This window comes from Aliterella sp. E5.1, from assembly GCF_057473825.1.
On the sequence record NZ_JBYCCV010000011.1, the window covers coordinates 70,248 to 86,188 of the forward strand.

Sequence of the window (15,941 nt, forward strand, 5' to 3'; positions counted from 1 at the left end):
TTACAAATGACTTTCTACTAACTGGCGATACTGACTTTTTGGCTTAATACCTTTAGATTCCACCAACAATTCCTTATTCTTAAACAATTGAATTGTTGGCGTACCATTGACTCCAGCGTTTTCAGCAATATCTCGGTCTTTTTCGATGTCAATCTCTACAAAGTGAATCCGACCATCAAACTCATCTACTACTTTATTCAAAATTGGCTTTAAGGTATGACAAGGACCGCAACCTGGGGAAACGTATTTAACTATCAATAAGCGATCGCTATCATGGAATAATTTGCGTAAAGCATAGCCTCCTTCATGGCGTGTCGCCTGTACATCAAACTCCTCTGTTGCTGTACTTGGCTTCTCGGCTTCATGCTCCAATTCATTATTTGCTGTTGCTGGAACTTGGTGAAATTCTTGCAATAAATCGTTTACTGACAGCCAGCGCTCTGCTAACATTGCCGCCATACAACCTGTTCCCGCCGCCGTAATTGCTTGGCGAAATTCATGGTCTTGCACATCTCCCGCCGCAAATACACCTTCAACGCTAGTTTCTACTGAACCCGGCTTAGTGACAATATACCCAACATCATCTAGTTCTAACTGCCCTTTGAATAAATCGGTATTTGGCTTGTGACCGACGGCATAAAATAATCCTTTAACGTGTAAATCCTTTTCCTCGTTGGTTTTGAGGTTGCGAATTTTTACCCCTTCCATGTGGTTGTCATTACCAAACACATCTACAACTTCGCTATTCCAATGGACAGTAATTTTTGGATTACTCAACACGCGGTCTTGCATCGCTTTACTTGCCCGCATTTTGTCACCGCGTACCAGCATATTTACCGTATCGCCGTACTTAGTTAGATAAATTGATTCTTCCGCCGCCGAATCGCCACCACCAATTACCGCTAATTCGGCTCGATGAAATATAGGCGTAGCACCATCGCAAATTGCACAAGCAGAAATACCCCGACTCCAAAATTGATGTTCGCCTGGTAAACCTAACCTTTTTGCCGTCGCTCCTGTCGCAATAACAATGCTGTGGGTTCTTACCTCGCGCTCCTCTGAACGCACTACAAAAGGACGCTGGCTAAGGTCTACAGAAGTCACATCCTCAGTATATAGTTCCGCTCCCCAGCGTTCGGCTTGCGCCTTCATACTATCCATCAACTCAGGTCCCGTAATCCCTTGAGGAAATCCTGGAAAATTCTCTACTTCCGTTGTCGTCATCAATTGACCGCCAGGCAATCCTCCCGCTTGAAAGCCCTCAAATACCACTGGTTTTAAGTTTGCTCTCGCTGCATATATCGCCGCCGTATAACCCGCCGGGCCAGAACCGATAATTACTAAATTTTCTGTGGTGTTATCTGCCATAATATAGTAAACTCGTAACGACTACGCTTTAGTATAACGTAGAAGCTGTAATGCTGCTAGGTATATTGACGGTAATTACTAAACAGGTATTTTGCCAGAAACGCGACAATAGAAAAAAGGATAAATGTTTTTTAGCTTATGAGTACAACCACTACAGCGATTGAAAATCCGTTGCTAATCGGTAAAGGATTGCCACCTTTTGCCCAAATTAAGCCAGAGCAGATTGTGCCAGCAATGACGCAGTTATTGGCGCAAGTAGACCAAGAACTGACGGAGTTGGAAGCTAAAGTACAACCTACATGGAGCGGTTTAGTCGAGCCATTAGACCGATTGAGCGATCGCCTAACTTGGAGTTGGGGTATAGTAGGACATCTGATGGGTGTCAAAAATAGCCCTGAACTGCGGGAAGCTTACGAAAGTATGCAGCCGCAAGTTATCCAGTTTTTTAATAAGCTTAGTCAAAGTCAGCCAATTTACAACGCTTTCAAAGCATTGCACTCTAGTCAAGATTGGGATAGCTTAGAACCCGCTCAAAAGCGGATTGTAGAAGCAGCAATTAAAGATGCGGAACTCTCCGGTATTGGCTTGGAAGGAGAAAAAAGAGAGCGTTTTAATGCTATTCAACTAGAATTAGGCGAACTTTCTACTAAGTTTTCTAATCATGTTTTGGATGCAACTAAAGCTTTTAGCCTGGATTTGACCACAAAAGCAGAAATTGATGGTTTACCACCAAGCTTAATTAGTTTAGCGGCTCAAACTGCCCGCGATGCTGGGCAAGAAAACGCCACTCCAGAAAAGGGCCCTTGGCGAATTACGTTAGATTTTCCTAGCTTTGGTCCTTTCATGCAGCACAGCACTCGTAGCGATTTACGAGAGAAGCTATATAAGGCTTTTATTAGTCGCGCCTCTAGTGGCGAATTGGACAATACGCCGTTGATTGAACGCATTTTGCAGTTGCGCCAAGAAAAAGCGCAATTGCTAGGGTTTGATAGTTTTGCGGAACTAAGCCTAGCGCGAAAAATGGCTCCTAGCGTTGAAGCGGTAGAAGAATTGTTAGAAGAATTGCGCGCTACTAGCTACGATGCAGCTAAACAAGACTTAGAAGAATTAAAAGCTTTTGCAGCAAGCAAAGACAAAGCCAATAGCGACTTAAAACACTGGGATATAAGCTTTTGGTCGGAACGTCAGCGCGAAGAAAAGTTTGATTTTAGCGCCGAAGAATTGCGCCCCTACTTTCCTTTAGAGCAAGTATTAGAAAGCTTGTTTTCTTTAGTAAATCGCTTATTTGGCGTAACTATTACGGCGGCGGATGGTCAAGCCCCAGTGTGGCACGAAGATGTTCGATATTTTCAAGTAGCAGACGAAAAGGGAGAAGAAATCGCTCATTTCTATCTTGACCCTTACAGTCGCCCAGCCGAAAAGCGCGGCGGTGCTTGGATGGATGATTGCATGGGTAGAGCAAAAATTACTGAAAATGGCGCAACTACCTTGCGTAAACCCGTAGCTTACTTAATATGCAACCAATCGCCCCCCGTAGATGGCAAACCTAGTTTGATGACTTTTGGTGAAGTAGAAACGCTATTTCATGAATTTGGTCACGGTTTGCAGCATATGCTGACTAAGGTAGACTACGCCGATGCCGCAGGTATCAACAACGTGGAGTGGGACGCGGTAGAATTGCCCAGTCAGTTTATGGAAAACTGGTGCTATCACTACCCAACTTTAATGGGAATGGCAAAACACTACGAAACGGGGGAACCCTTGCCAGAGCATTATTATCACAAGCTAGTAGCTGCCAAAAACTACATGAGTGGTAGTGTCATGCTTAGACAAATTCACTTTAGTCTTGTAGATATCGAACTGCACCATCGCTATCAACCAGGTCATGGGGAAAGCGCTAACGATTTCCGCAACCGCATCGCCCAAACTACTACCGTTTTGCCACCGCTACCAGAGGATGCTTTCTTATGCGCTTTTGGTCATATTTTTGCGGGCGGGTATGCCGCAGGCTACTACAGCTACAAATGGGCGGAAGTATTGAGTGCTGATGCTTTTGCTGCTTTTGAAGAAGCGGGGTTAGATTCAGATGATGCGATCGCATCTACAGGAAAACGTTTTGGCGACACTGTACTTGCTTTAGGCGGTAGCTTGCACCCAATGGAAGTATTTAAGTCTTTTAGAGGGCGCGAACCTAGTACCGCACCGTTGCTTAAGCATAGTGGCTTAGTAAAAGCCGCTTAAAAATCCATGAGTTATCGGTATATTTTGTTTAATAAACCTTACGGCGTTTTGAGTCAATTTACTGACAGTAGCGGCGAGAAACGGACTTTAAAAGACTATATATCGGTAACGGGGGTTTACCCAGTGGGGCGTTTGGATTGGGACAGCGAAGGGCTAATGTTGTTGACGGATAACGGACAATTGCAGCACCGTCTGTCTCATCCCCAGTTTGGACATTCTCGTACCTACTGGGTGCAGGTAGAGCGGATTCCCGACCAAAATGCCATAGACCAGTTGCAAGCAGGTGTAATGATCAGCGATCGCCTAACTCGCCCTGCTATTGTAAGGTTATTGCCCGATGAACCCCTCCTACCACTCCGGGAAGTCCCGATTCGATTTCGCAAAAATGTTCCTACTGCATGGCTAGAAATGACTTTAACTGAAGGACGCAACCGCCAAGTACGACGCATGACGGCGAAAGTCGGGTTTCCAACTTTACGTTTGGTTAGAGTGGCTATTGGTCATCTAAATTTGAACGACTTACAACCTGGCTCTTTCCGCAATCTTACGGTGAATGAGCTTAAAATTTTACTAAAGTAACTTTTGTCTGCTTAACTAGAAATTTATAAAATCTAAACTAAACGCTTAATACATATTTAATTTGTTATTTGTTAGAAATAGCACTCATGCAATTAGAATCAAACGATGGCATCTAAGTGCGATCGCAATAGTTAATTAATGTATTTTGCTCTTATTTTGGGCAAAAAGTAGTTAATTGTGGCAACTTAAATGTATTGCGTTAACTAACGCTATTAATTTAGAGGTTACAAGCCCTGTGAAGCGGCAATAGAGGATATATTAGTGCATCATGCTGATTTGCCCCCAGTGTAAGTTTGAAAACCCAGATAACAACAAATTTTGTCAAAAATGTGGCACATCGTTAAGCCACAAAATTTGTCCGCAATGTAGCACCAAAGTAGCGTTAAATCAAAATAAGTGTGACAATTGCGGCACTAAAACGGGTTTGGTCTGGTGGGCAATTATCTCCAACAACCCCAAACCAACACTTGTTGCCACAACCCCAGAAACAAACAGCAATATTTCTAATCCGCTATTAACAGTAGGCTTGTATCTAGATTCTCAGCAGCGCTATCAGGTACTGGAACCCTTACCCCCGCCTGCGCCTAACGAAATTCAGTGTAAAGTATTAGACTGTCAGCCATTGCAAATATCGCTACTGAAAGCCGATACCCGTAACACCATAGAAATCGGCGAAATTGCTAAAACTTACTTAGTTGCGCAATCCCAGTTAGGAGAAACAATCCCGACATTGCACGATGCTTGGCAGCAAGATGGCAGACAAGTAATATTGTTAAGCGATCGCTCTTTGTGGCGGCATTTGCTGGAATTGTGGCAAGATAACACCACTACGCCCGTCCAAATTAACCAGTTGCTATTAGCAATAACCAAACTCTGGGTGCAATTAACTCCCTGGAATGCTTGCCGCAGCCTGTTAGAGTTGTCTAATCTGCGAGTAAATAATAGAGGTACTTTGGCATTACAGCGCTTGTACTTTGAACGTGCTATCGATACTACTGAGGGGCAAGTAACTTTACAAGAATTAGGAAAAGTATGGCAACATTTATTTGGGGAGTCCCAACGAACTAAAGTTGGGGCTATGGTTGAATTGTTGGCGCAAATGCAAGCAGGTGAAATTCAAACAATAGAACAATTGCAATCTCTTTTGGCTGGGGTAGCAAATCAACTACAGCCATTACCTCCTAACCCCTCATCCTCCCCAGTCCAGGGAGAACAAATTACTCAAACGGTCGATCTGGTCGATCTTTCTACCTTTATTCAATCTGATAAATCTCCAACTAATGTTATGCAGACAGATGATACACCAACGGTTGTCTTGCCGATGCAATTGATCGGCTTAGAAGATGCTGGTCTAACCGATGTAGGCGGTCAACGCCAACACAATGAAGATTGTTTTGGCATTGAAACCGCCGTGAACAAATTAGAATTTCCCAGAGGCAAAAACGTCCAAGCACGGGGGCTGTATATTCTCTGTGATGGGATGGGCGGACACGCAGGCGGAGAAGTTGCAAGTAGTCTGGCGGTGAAAACCCTCCAAGAATACTTTCAATCCAACTGGCAATCAGCACAATTGCCTAGTGAAGAAGCTATCCGCGAAGCTGTGCAGTTGGCAAACAAAGTAATTTATGATACCAATCAACAAGATTCCCGTTCTGGGGTAGGACGGATGGGAACTACTCTGGTGATGGTGTTGTTGCAAGATAATCAAGTAGCCGTCGCTCATGTGGGAGATAGCCGTTTGTATCGACTCAATCGCAAAACTGGGCTAGAACAAGTGACTTTAGACCATGAAGTGGGGCAAAGAGAGATTTTGCGCGGCGTAGAACCATCTCTCGCCTACGCTCGTCCTGATGCCTACCAACTTACTCAAGCTTTGGGTCCGCGAGATGAAAACTTCGTCAATCCTGACGTGCAGTTTTTAGAACTCAATGAAGATACTTTGTTTATTTTGGCTTCGGACGGTCTTTCTGATAATAATTTAGTCGAGCAATACTGGAAAAGCCACTTAGAGCCGCTCCTTAGTTCTAGTAGCCGTTTAGACCAGGGAGTCAATGCCTTGATCGATCTTGCAAATCAGTACAACGGTCACGATAATATTACGGCGGTTTTAGTCCGGGCAAAAGTAGCTCCTAGGAACTCCTCGCAATTTTAAATACCTGATATAAATGTGGTTACGCTGTCACTGTTACACCCTGGGCAAAACACCGCTCTCAAAGAGTGGAAATTTACGGACGAATCTATAATTCGGATTGGGCGATCGCCAGATAATGATGTAATTTTAACGGAGCCTTTAGTTTCGCGGCATCATTTAGAATTGCGTAAAACTGATTCTTTGCCCAGTCGTAGTGCTTGGCAGGTGATTAATCAAGGCACGAATGGAACTTTTGTTGATGGCATTTTGGTTGCTCGAAGCGCAATAACTGATGGTTGCTTGCTGCAATTGGCTAAGGGCGGTCCAATTTTGAAGTTTCAACTAGAGGCACTACCCGTAACCCAGAAGGTAGTTTACCCATCTTCTGCTCATTGTCGGCATACTGGCAACCCCCCCAACAATCTATTTTGCATTCATTGCGGGGAACCGATTTTGGTACAAAGAATAGTTCGTCAGTATCATATATTGCGGACTTTGGGACAGGGAGGAATGGGAACTACTTATTTGGCTTGGGATAAAACTAGATCGGTTTCTGGTACGCCCCAACTGCTAGTTTTGAAAGAAATGAATGCAGACATGGCAAAAGTTGCCAAGGCGCAAGAATTGTTTGAGCGCGAAGCCCGCACCTTAAAGACGTTGCATCATGCGGGGATTCCTAAGTATTACGATTTCTTTTTAGAAGCAGGCAAAAAATACTTGGCAATGGAACTAATTCACGGTCAAGATTTGGAACACCTAATTCACGATCAAGGTGCTGTAACACCAGAAAAAGCGATCGCTTGGATGATTCAAGCTTGCGATGTTTTAAATTATATCCACCACCAAAAGCCGCCACTAATTCACCGCGATATTAAGCCTGCAAACTTGATGTTACGGACTTTCGATCGACGGATTATTGTGTTGGATTTTGGCGCAGTCAAAGAGATTGGGACTTATGCGGGGACGCGAATTGGCGCAGAAGGTTATTGCGCTCCCGAACAGGAACGGGGACAACCGCTAATTCAGTCAGATTTGTACGCAATTGGACCAACGCTGATCTTTTTGTTGACGGGGGAAATGCCTTTTAAGTTTTTCCGCCAACGGGGTAGGGGTTATCGCTTTGATATTGAGGGTTTGCCAACGATCGCGCCCCAATTGCGGGAGGTGATCGATCGCGTCACCGAACCCCTCCCTAGCGATCGCTATGCTAGTGCTAAAGAGCTTTCTCAGGCTCTATCTGCTTGCCTTTGATTAGTCGTCGTCCCAATTTTCTACAGCTAATAGGTCGCTAATGGGGTCTTGAGTAGTGAAGCCAAAATCTAGTAGTTCTTTTTTCCAGTAAGACCACTCGCTACCATAGAGCAGCGCAATTTTTGAGATGCTATCTGTTAGCTTGAGGATTTTGGATTCTACAAGTGAGTGCGCGTGGCGCTGCAACTTCACCATTGGGTGAATAACTTGTTGAGCCATAAATTCAATTAAATTCCGATTGAGTTGGACAAATGTTTGGTAAGAAAGGTTTCCCTAGTCGCGGATTGTGGTATTTGGGGATTGCGTTTCTACTTTTCTACACTATCACAAGCGATCGCTCTTAGCGCAAGGGGGTGCGGTAATTACTACCCTGAGAGGAAGTTTGCGGCGATGAGCTTGTAGAATTTTGTTACTTTACATTTTGCCTCAAGGGATTGGTACTGAAGATAGACGACCAATTAATCTAGTCACAGTGTCGATCTTTAACTATGATTTAGTTGCGATCGCATTCAAGCTGATTAAAGTATCTAATACTCGTAAGCTACTGCAATCATTAAAAATACTAAACTCAGATACTTGCTCGTAAGCTTCAAAACCAGCTTCTTCTAAGTACATGGCTAAGATTTCAAAATCAAAACCTACTTTATGTACGTCGTAAATATTAGTTTGTCCGCCAAATATCACTCGCATTAAGTGAAAACGCTCCATCGGCATCATATTCGGGTTTAGGTAGAGCCAGCATAATGTTTTTAAGTCAGGTACGCTAATTAAAAGTTTGCCGCCTGGTTTGAGTACCCGATGCCATTCTCGAAGGGTAGTAATTAATTCATTATCTATGTTGTAAAAAAAGTGTTCTAATACATGACTTGCATAAATTGCATCTATCGAATCACTGGCAAATTGACTTAAATCTAAAGCATTGCCTACATAATCAACTTCTGGGCGCGGTTCAACGTCTAATATCTTCCAATCAGGATGGGTTTCTTGACCGCCAATATGTAATTTTATACTCATTTTATTAGTTAGTAGGATATATAAAAAATGCCAATAGTTTATTAAAACTTTTTTGACAATTTCTGTTGGTACACGCAATTATAAAATAATCTGTATTGAATTAGTAATAAATTCTTATGCCCCTTTTTCTGGAAAGTTTGAACAAGAGTGGTCGTTTAAATCAAACGTATATAACAATTTGCAATGTTGGTTCTCGTAAACTGGGAGAAGCAGACGATTATGCAAGCAAAGGTTGGGATATTTTTGGTTCTCGTTTGTCTATTTATGGCTTTGATGCGGATGAAGATGCTTGCGAACAAGCAAACAATGAAGTTGAAGCAAGACAAGTAAGTTGGGCTGAAAAACATATACCTTTAGCACTTGGAGAATCGGTTGGAGAGCAGACATTGTATGTAACAAAACATCCTATGTGTAGTTCTTTGTATCTACCAAATGAAAACTATTTGCAGAGGTTTGCTGGAATTGATGAAGTAATGGAATTAGATTTTAGTGTAGAGATTCCTACAACGACTTTAGATACTTTTTGTCAAGCTGAAGGAATCAAGGAAATTGATTTTTTGCAAGTAGATGTTCAAGGGGCAGATGTACAAGTTTTGCAAGGCGCATCTAAAGTATTAGCAAATAGTATTTTGGCGGTGCAAGTTGAAGTTGAGTTTTCACATTTGTATGTAAATCAACCATTATTTGCTGATGTCGATACTTATATGAGAAGCTGCGGCTTTACATTATTTGATTTGTATACTGCTCGTCGCGCACGTAAAAGATCGCCTATTACATCAACTGCTCATCCCGGTCAAATCCTGTGGGGAGATGCTTTTTACTTTCGCGATTTGATTGGGGAGGGGGTAGATACATCTCTAAAAACACCAGCAAGGATATTTAAGTTAGCTTGTATTGCGGACATTATGAATTTTGGCGACTACGCTTCGCTTTAGAGTTGCTGGAGTATTTGACCCTCAACTATGGTAAGGATGAACGATACAACTTTGCCAACAATATTGTAGAAAGTTTGGGGCAGTTCCCCAATTTAGTTGAACAAGGATTAAGCTCTTTAGCGGTTGTGGCAAATATTCGAGACTACGTTACTGAGGGGAGTTTGGGATAGAAATATAGTCAGAGGCGATCGCAAATCTGTAAAATAAGCGATCGCTTATTCTTTAGGGATTCCCACGCTAAATTCTCCATTTGGTGTAACAGATACTTTACCGCCTAAAGCCTGAATCTTGCTAATTGCGCGGCGGCGAGTGCGATCGTCAAAAGCATTGCCTAAAACTGATGCCCAAGCGCTAATTTGAGCAATTTTGCTGTTGGGATTGCTGGCTAAAAAGGCTGCTGTTTGGCGAGACGCACGAGCTACATATTTACTTTCATCGTCTGAGTAGGTACTTGCCCACTCTGCGGCTTTGGTATACGAATTTTTGGCAGCTTGAGCATCTGCAAGAAATAATAATTCATCGGTTGCTTTATAGCGCCAAACATAATAAGACTTATCGGGGACTTGTGGAGTAAGTGACTTTAACCCTCGATTCATCAAGGCTACAGACTTTTCGGGCATTCCTGCATATAGAGTTGTGCTTGAAGAAAGAAATAAATAAGTCCTTAAAAAATATGGATCGCGGTCAATAACTACTTCAAAGTATTCTGGGCTAAGACTGTAGCCAGTTTTTTCTCGCGCGTCATCATCGCCAAAATAAATCAGAAAATTAATAAAAGCCCAATCTGCGATCGCCCGATCGAAGCCAAAGCTAGGAATTTTACGCAGTAATTGCAATTGCAGCTTTTCGGACTCTACTTGTTTTTGAAAATCTGCCACCGAAGCAGTTTTTGCTTTATTGTTTAGCTGGTTTAGTTGGGGCAGTTGTAAAGCAACAATTGACCCAGTGCATAGTATGGCTGCAACTAACGCGCCTATCCATTGGTTAAAATTTTGCTTAGATTGAAAACCCATCCTTGCTAACTCCTAATCGCCTGTGCGATCGCCTTCTTCTAGTTGACTGATTCGGCGTTCTAGTTTTTGAAGACGTTGCAGCAAGTCCAATCTGTCGCTCTCGCCTATAATTGAGTAGCCTACCAATTGCGTGAGCCGCTTTCCACTGTCGCTTGCTATTTGGGCAAGGGTAAAAACGGTATCTTTAAGATCGCTAATTTCATTACCCAAAACTGTAAACCTTTGCTCAAACCTTTGCAAAGATTGACTACTTTCGTTCGCCAAAGCTTCAATGCTTTTAGCATTGCTTTCAACAAGTTGTTTTAATTCAACAAATTCCATTATTTTTCTCTTGATATTGACCGAAATTAATGGGGTGCAATAGATTTATTCAGGTTGTCAACATAATTTTGCCACATCTGTTTGTAAGCTTTTTCCATTTCGCGGGTAAATTGCTTTGCATCCCATAAAGGGGAGGTTTGCCGCGATTGGCGAAGTTTCCAAGCTATTTGTTGGCGCAAGGCTGGATCTTTGCCTAAGCGCACGCCCCACTCTACATATTCCTCATCTGTCCAAGCGATACCTTCAGTTACCCCAACATTCATCATGAATGTGTAACTATTACGGGCAGAGAATTGTTCGCCAACTCTTGTAACCATAGGAACACCCATCCATAGAGTTTCTAAGGTTGTTGTTGCGCCATTGTAGGGATAGGTATCTAGAACTACGTCAGCAATGCCTAAATTTGCTCGATGGACTAACTCACTTTCATCTCTAGGTAAGAACTTTAATCGATTGGGATCAATTCCTTCTGTTTCAGCAACTTGTGTAAAAAATTGCTCAACTGCTGTCTTATCTGCTTTGCCTTTGACTAAGAAGTAGCTATTGGGAACTTGTTTAAGAATCTGCATTTGCAAGCGGACTGTTTCAGGGTGGCGCTTGTAGCCCGTTTGACCACTGTAATAAATTACAGCATCCGAGGGAATTTCTAGCTGTTCGCGGCGCAGGGTTGGTACGCCTACTTCAAAGCCATCTACCGCGACATAAGTTTGGGGTAAGCGCCAAATGTTTTCACTGTAGTAGTCTTGGGCGTTTTCAGGCAATACGTAGGGGTCGGCAATGAAGTAGTCAATCGCTGGAACTCCAGAAGCATCCCAACCTAGCCAGGTAACTTGAATGGGAGCAGGTTTGAGAGCTAAAGCTTTACAGGTTGTATCTAAGGTGAGACTGTCTAAATCAATCAGAATATCAATTTCATCTGCTTTGATTTGTTTGGCAATTTCTTTATAGTTGGAGTCAAAGTTATAAATACCTTCTACTTTGTCTCTCAACCACTCATAATCTTCTAAATTTTGATGAATTAAATAGAGGTTAGTTTTAAAAGCTTCTTTGTCATGATACTGAATCAGCCAGCGACTCAGCCAGCCGACGGAATGACCAGTAAAAGCATGGGTAATATAACCAATTTTGAGAGGTCTGGTTGTCTCTCTTGTATTGGTATGAGGTAGATTGACAAAATCAGAGCTATCAGATTGTAAACTTGCTTGAAATATTTTGCCAATCTGATTTTGTAGCCAGTGATTTTCTGCTGGTATGTCTTGAATGTACGGTAAAAAAAAGTTGCTAGATAAAAGCAAACTAGCTTCACTTGGATCTAGATCTTGAGGTGGATTTTGAACCAAGTCTTTAACTAACAATTTGTGACGCTGGGCGACGGGTTCTACTTCTAGCCAAGCTCCACAAGTGAGCAAGGCGCGCAATATTAGATAACTGCCTTGGAGTTGCCAAGAAGTATTGTTACAGTTACTAAAAAAAAGTTTGGCGGTTTCTATTGCTTGTTTATGCAACCTAGCATTGGAATAAAAACAAGATAAATGTCTCAGTGCTTCTGAATGTTCTGGCTCTAGTTTGAGACATAATTGCGCTAAATTGGCAGCAAAGTCTGGTCTTCGAGCTTGATAAGCAACTTTGATTGAAACTGGCATTACAGCATCAATCAAAGCTGTGGGGTTTTGGGCTTGATGAGGTAAACAAGCTTCAACAAATTCTAAGACTGCTGGAATCGGAAATTCAATAACTTTCTTGATTACCTGCAACAGTAAAGCTGTATCTAGTTCTGCTGAATCAGTTTGATTTATAATTGTCCCTGGTTGCCAGGTTTCAAAATTTTCTGTAGTTAGTTCGTTTAAATCAATGGAAAGTTGAAGCAAGTGCAATAAATTATTAGCAAAAGTTGGAGTAATTTCTCTAATATGCTGTCGAATTAGCCAACTATTTTTAAGGTTAGAAATATTTATTTGACGTTGAGCTTCAAAATCGAGAATATCGACTAATTCTTTCGTCCATTGTTCGACTTCTTCCGGTGTGCCTTCGGCTATGGCTAACATCCAGGTTGCTTGTGCATCTTCTTCATAATTTTGCAACAAGTAGGCTAAACCAAGATACCAGTAATGCGACATTACATTAGGTTCAGTTTCAATAACCTGTTCGTAAAGACTTGCAACTTGGTTGTATTTGCCGTCATTTAGCAATTGATAAGTTTGTTCTTGCAAATTCATCGCGGGTGAATTAGAGATAGATGATGGCATGATAAGAGTAAATATAAGCGTTCAACAATAGTTTTTTGCAGCATTTGCAAGTAACTTCAAAAAACTATCTACCAACAGTCACCATTCCGACAGTTGCACAGTCGGGAGATCCATCAGCATCGGGTACATCAGGCAGTGATACTCCAGGTACAGAAGCTTCACAAAGAACGCTTGAGATTATTGAGTGTTCATTACTATCGGTATATCTTTCTGAAGCTCCAGAATAACCTTTGAGAGCGGTATTTTTTGCTTGAGCCGTAGTTTGGCTAAAATCAAGTGTGCTTTCAGTTTCTTATGTGTAGTTTGCTGTGTCTTCTGGTAGTCCGAGTGCTAATTCAGTAATGCTATTAGCAAAACGAGGATTTGCAACTCGGAAAGCTGTCTGTGACGAATTGACAGCACCAACTGTATTTTTAGCTTCAGCTTGTTTAGCTTTAACCGTCTGATTGAGGAAGTTGGGTAAAGCAATAGCAGCCAAGATAGCAATAATAATAATGACGACTAAAAGTTTAACCAAAGTGAAGCCTTTATATAAATCACCTTTGATTGAAGAGTGTATTAGTTTTACTTTGTATTTTGACTCCATAACTGACTTTATTTTAAGATAAAGAATAAATTTATATTTAAAACAATTAGTAAACTTAATGCCTATAGTAAAGGCAACTCCTATAATGAGTTGCCTTTGTTGTCTTAAAGTCAGATTCTGAAAAAAATAGCTTTGAAACTTTATTATGGCGTTGTTGGTGCTGCGCCAAGTTGATTGAAGGAGTCTGGGCAAGTAACCAGCACTGTTGTGCCTCCCGTAGGTGAAGCCGCAGGCGTAGTTGTTGATTGAGCTTCACAAACAACGCTGTTGATGATACTTTGGCTTACTGTGGAATCCGTGTATCTTGCACTTCCACCTGAGTAAGCTTTAAGAGCGGTATCAGTCTTTGTAGCTTGAATTGTGCCGAGATCGGCAGACGAAGTACCGAAATTGTATGTGTAGCTCGCAGTGGCTGTAGGTAGACCAAGAGCCAATGTTGCCATTCCAGTAGTACCGCCAGCAAATCCAGCATTTTCTTGACGAAAAGCAGTCTGAGCAGAGTTAACAGCACTGATAGTATTCTTAGCTTCAGATTGCTTGGCTTTAGCAGTTTGGCTGAGGAAGTTGGGTAGAGCGATCGCAGCTAAAACACCAATAATGATAATTACAACTAATAATTCAATTAAAGTAAAACCTTTATCGCTATCTTTGTTCTTGTGGTTGAGGAATTGGATGTACTTGGCTTGTAGTTCAGCTTTCATTTGAGTGTGTCCGTTGGGTGTTGGTGTTAGGCTTTCTTTCCCTGTTACTAATAACTTACCCACCTCAAACAACATTCATATCACCGGATTTCAAAGTTCAGTATTTATACTTGTTTAATGTAAAGATCCTGTAGTTATCCTGTGGAAGCACTGTTTTAAATAGCTTTTAGTTGGTTGATAAATGCACATTTCTCTGCGATCGCACTTGTTGGAAACATCCAGCCCCCAGCGTTGGCTGGGACTTATACCAATAAAAAATGCGATCGCTTTTCAAAAGAAGGCGATCGCACTCATCCTTCACCTTCTTCCGTTCGGTTGATTCGCCGCTCAAGCTTTTGCAAACGTTGCAGTAAGTCCAGGCGATCGCTCTCTCCTGTGATTGAGTACCCTACTAATCTCTCAATCCGCCTTTCGTGATCGCTAGATATTTGGGCAAGAGTAAAAACAGTGTCCTTTAAATCTCGAATATCTTGCCTACTAGACTTAGCCTCTTCAGCTAAACCCAAAATAGCTTTAGCATTGCTATCAACAATTGCTCTAGCTTCTTTTAATTCAAGCCTCGCTCTTGCTGATTCATTCGCCAAAGCCTGAATACTTTTAGCATTACTTTCAACTAATTGTTTTAATTCTTCAAATTCCATTATTTCTCTCTGCTTCAATTATGTTTTTTGTGCTTAATCCTACTCTCTATTTTTGTATATAAAAGCCAGCCCACGCAAATAAAAAAGTGCGATCGCTTTTCAAAAGAAGGCGATCGCACTCATTCTTCAATTCGGTTGCTCAAGCTTTTGAGAGGTTTTTGACGCTGTTCTCTGCGTGTAAGATAAGCAGAAAGTAGACTTTTTTCGTTCTCTGCCTCTAATTGAGCATTGAGTTCATCTAAATCTGCAATATGCCGATCCATGCGTTTTACTAATTCGCGCAGTTTATTTACAGAATGCGCTCTGGTATTAGCATCAGGAATTTTACGCTCATTACTCATGATAAATTCCAATTCCTTCTGATGTCTTGAATACTTGCTTGTATTACCTCAATAGTAACCTCAGCATCTTCAACATACTTGGTAACTAATTTTAGGCTATCAGGGTGGGCTATAGGTTGAGCTTCGTAAATCCGCCTCAGCGTAATATAAAATCGCGTGTAATATGAATCTGCTCGTTCTCTAACGCTTTGAAGTTCATCTAATTCTGGGATTGTTTCTTCCGTTTCACCATAATCTGCCAGCAACATGAAGCCAGCTTTTGTTGCTTCATCAATACGTTCTAGCAACTGTCGCTGCAAATTGAGAACAATTGCAATTGTTGCATCTGGTAACTTTGCCCTACGGTTCTCACATCCAAACTGGCACAATAGGTTTGTTCTACGCAGAATATCACGCGCGATCGCCCGCTCTATAATTTTCCGTGAAGTACCCCAACCTGCTTCACTGAGGTTGGGGCTTCCCAATCTCAACTCAATTCAGGGACGGTTTTATTCGTCCTCGGAGCTTCCCGTCTCAACAGCCGATGCCTCTACCATCCGGTGACGATTTTGGACTTACTCAGCCTCCACAGGC

The 15,941-nt window shown here is 42.0% G+C and carries 16 protein-coding genes and 1 pseudogene; 6 read left to right on the forward strand and 11 right to left on the reverse strand.

The annotated features are described in order from the left end of the window. Nucleotides 1–1,368 (reverse strand): thioredoxin-disulfide reductase, encoded by a 1,368-nt coding sequence (gene trxB / locus AC2VE5_RS06665; protein WP_486886982.1) that lies wholly within the window; start codon nucleotides 1,366–1,368, stop codon nucleotides 1–3. Between the two features lie 138 nt (nucleotides 1,369–1,506). Here trxB and AC2VE5_RS06670 point away from each other — a divergent pair, with 138 nt between their 5' ends. The 4 genes from AC2VE5_RS06670 to AC2VE5_RS06685 all read left to right on the forward strand — a co-directional run bounded on the left by AC2VE5_RS06670 (nucleotide 1,507) and on the right by AC2VE5_RS06685 (nucleotide 7,570). Further along, entirely contained in the window at nucleotides 1,507–3,609 is a 2,103-nt protein-coding gene (locus AC2VE5_RS06670) for a M3 family metallopeptidase (RefSeq protein ID WP_486886983.1), read from the forward strand. A gap of 6 nt (nucleotides 3,610–3,615) precedes the next feature. After that, on the forward strand, nucleotides 3,616–4,188 hold the full coding sequence (locus tag AC2VE5_RS06675) for a pseudouridine synthase (protein ID WP_486886984.1): 573 nt from the start codon (nucleotides 3,616–3,618) through the stop codon (nucleotides 4,186–4,188). Nucleotides 4,189–4,456: 268 nt separating this feature from the next. Beyond that, complete coding sequence (locus AC2VE5_RS06680) at nucleotides 4,457–6,340, forward strand: serine/threonine phosphatase (RefSeq protein ID WP_486886985.1); 1,884 nt, start codon at nucleotides 4,457–4,459, stop codon at nucleotides 6,338–6,340. A 15-nt stretch (nucleotides 6,341–6,355) separates the two neighbouring features. Then, nucleotides 6,356–7,570, forward strand: coding sequence for a protein kinase domain-containing protein (locus tag AC2VE5_RS06685; protein WP_486886986.1), 1,215 nt, complete (start codon nucleotides 6,356–6,358; stop codon nucleotides 7,568–7,570). Here the strand turns inward: AC2VE5_RS06685 and AC2VE5_RS06690 are convergent, their stop codons facing one another. Beyond that, nucleotides 7,571–7,789, reverse strand: coding sequence for a DUF4327 family protein (locus AC2VE5_RS06690; RefSeq protein WP_486886987.1), 219 nt, complete (start codon nucleotides 7,787–7,789; stop codon nucleotides 7,571–7,573). It abuts the gene before it with no gap. A gap of 267 nt (nucleotides 7,790–8,056) precedes the next feature. After that, nucleotides 8,057–8,584 (reverse strand): class I SAM-dependent methyltransferase, encoded by a 528-nt coding sequence (locus AC2VE5_RS06695; protein WP_486886988.1) that lies wholly within the window; start codon nucleotides 8,582–8,584, stop codon nucleotides 8,057–8,059. A 116-nt stretch (nucleotides 8,585–8,700) separates the two neighbouring features. Here AC2VE5_RS06695 and AC2VE5_RS06700 point away from each other — a divergent pair, with 116 nt between their 5' ends. Further along, the gene (locus AC2VE5_RS06700; protein WP_486886989.1) at nucleotides 8,701–9,519 is read left to right on the forward strand and encodes an FkbM family methyltransferase; all 819 of its coding nucleotides are present in this window, start codon (nucleotides 8,701–8,703) and stop codon (nucleotides 9,517–9,519) included. Between the two features lie 14 nt (nucleotides 9,520–9,533). Then, on the forward strand, nucleotides 9,534–9,689 hold the full coding sequence (locus AC2VE5_RS06705; protein ID WP_486886990.1) for a hypothetical protein: 156 nt from the start codon (nucleotides 9,534–9,536) through the stop codon (nucleotides 9,687–9,689). A 45-nt stretch (nucleotides 9,690–9,734) separates the two neighbouring features. On the opposite strand, the gene AC2VE5_RS06710 is transcribed toward AC2VE5_RS06705, so the two are convergent. The 8 genes and pseudogenes from AC2VE5_RS06710 to AC2VE5_RS06745 form a co-directional block, all read right to left on the reverse strand. Next, entirely contained in the window at nucleotides 9,735–10,532 is a 798-nt protein-coding gene (locus tag AC2VE5_RS06710) for a hypothetical protein (RefSeq protein ID WP_486886991.1), read from the reverse strand. 12 nt (nucleotides 10,533–10,544) lie between these two features. Beyond that, nucleotides 10,545–10,853: a hypothetical protein gene (locus tag AC2VE5_RS06715; RefSeq protein WP_486886992.1), complete on the reverse strand. Its 309-nt coding sequence runs from the start codon at nucleotides 10,851–10,853 to the stop codon at nucleotides 10,545–10,547. A 26-nt stretch (nucleotides 10,854–10,879) separates the two neighbouring features. Next, complete coding sequence (locus AC2VE5_RS06720) at nucleotides 10,880–13,099, reverse strand: O-linked N-acetylglucosamine transferase, SPINDLY family protein (protein WP_486886993.1); 2,220 nt, start codon at nucleotides 13,097–13,099, stop codon at nucleotides 10,880–10,882. A 64-nt stretch (nucleotides 13,100–13,163) separates the two neighbouring features. Then, a pseudogene (locus AC2VE5_RS06725) lies at nucleotides 13,164–13,685 on the reverse strand (type IV pilin-like G/H family protein). A 143-nt stretch (nucleotides 13,686–13,828) separates the two neighbouring features. Continuing rightward, entirely contained in the window at nucleotides 13,829–14,449 is a 621-nt protein-coding gene (locus AC2VE5_RS06730) for a type IV pilin-like G/H family protein (protein ID WP_486886994.1), read from the reverse strand. Nucleotides 14,450–14,676: 227 nt separating this feature from the next. Beyond that, nucleotides 14,677–15,027 carry a hypothetical protein gene (locus tag AC2VE5_RS06735; RefSeq protein ID WP_486886995.1) on the reverse strand — a complete coding sequence of 117 codons (351 nt, stop codon included), beginning with the start codon at nucleotides 15,025–15,027 and terminating at the stop codon, nucleotides 14,677–14,679. 119 nt (nucleotides 15,028–15,146) lie between these two features. Further along, entirely contained in the window at nucleotides 15,147–15,368 is a 222-nt protein-coding gene (locus AC2VE5_RS06740) for a hypothetical protein (protein WP_486886996.1), read from the reverse strand. Continuing rightward, on the reverse strand, nucleotides 15,365–15,832 hold the full coding sequence (locus AC2VE5_RS06745; RefSeq protein WP_486886997.1) for a hypothetical protein: 468 nt from the start codon (nucleotides 15,830–15,832) through the stop codon (nucleotides 15,365–15,367). Before AC2VE5_RS06745 ends, AC2VE5_RS06740 begins: the two co-directional genes overlap by 4 nt. Nucleotides 15,833–15,941 lie beyond the last annotated feature (109 nt).

Bases quoted from the DNA above. Each gene is read 5' to 3' on its own strand.
- trxB (WP_486886982.1), bottom strand. From the start codon at position 1,368: ATGGCAGATAACACCACAGAAAATTTAGTAATTATCGGTTCTGGCCCG.
- AC2VE5_RS06670 (WP_486886983.1), top strand. From the start codon at position 1,507: ATGAGTACAACCACTACAGCGATTGAAAATCCGTTGCTAATCGGTAAA.
- AC2VE5_RS06675 (WP_486886984.1), top strand. From the start codon at position 3,616: ATGAGTTATCGGTATATTTTGTTTAATAAACCTTACGGCGTTTTGAGT.
- AC2VE5_RS06680 (WP_486886985.1), top strand. From the start codon at position 4,457: ATGCTGATTTGCCCCCAGTGTAAGTTTGAAAACCCAGATAACAACAAA.
- AC2VE5_RS06690 (WP_486886987.1), bottom strand. From the start codon at position 7,789: ATGGCTCAACAAGTTATTCACCCAATGGTGAAGTTGCAGCGCCACGCG.
- AC2VE5_RS06695 (WP_486886988.1), bottom strand. From the start codon at position 8,584: ATGAGTATAAAATTACATATTGGCGGTCAAGAAACCCATCCTGATTGG.
- AC2VE5_RS06700 (WP_486886989.1), top strand. From the start codon at position 8,701: ATGCCCCTTTTTCTGGAAAGTTTGAACAAGAGTGGTCGTTTAAATCAA.
- AC2VE5_RS06710 (WP_486886991.1), bottom strand. From the start codon at position 10,532: ATGGGTTTTCAATCTAAGCAAAATTTTAACCAATGGATAGGCGCGTTA.
- AC2VE5_RS06715 (WP_486886992.1), bottom strand. From the start codon at position 10,853: ATGGAATTTGTTGAATTAAAACAACTTGTTGAAAGCAATGCTAAAAGC.
- AC2VE5_RS06720 (WP_486886993.1), bottom strand. From the start codon at position 13,099: ATGCCATCATCTATCTCTAATTCACCCGCGATGAATTTGCAAGAACAA.
- AC2VE5_RS06735 (WP_486886995.1), bottom strand. From the start codon at position 15,027: ATGGAATTTGAAGAATTAAAACAATTAGTTGAAAGTAATGCTAAAAGT.
- AC2VE5_RS06740 (WP_486886996.1), bottom strand. From the start codon at position 15,368: ATGAGTAATGAGCGTAAAATTCCTGATGCTAATACCAGAGCGCATTCT.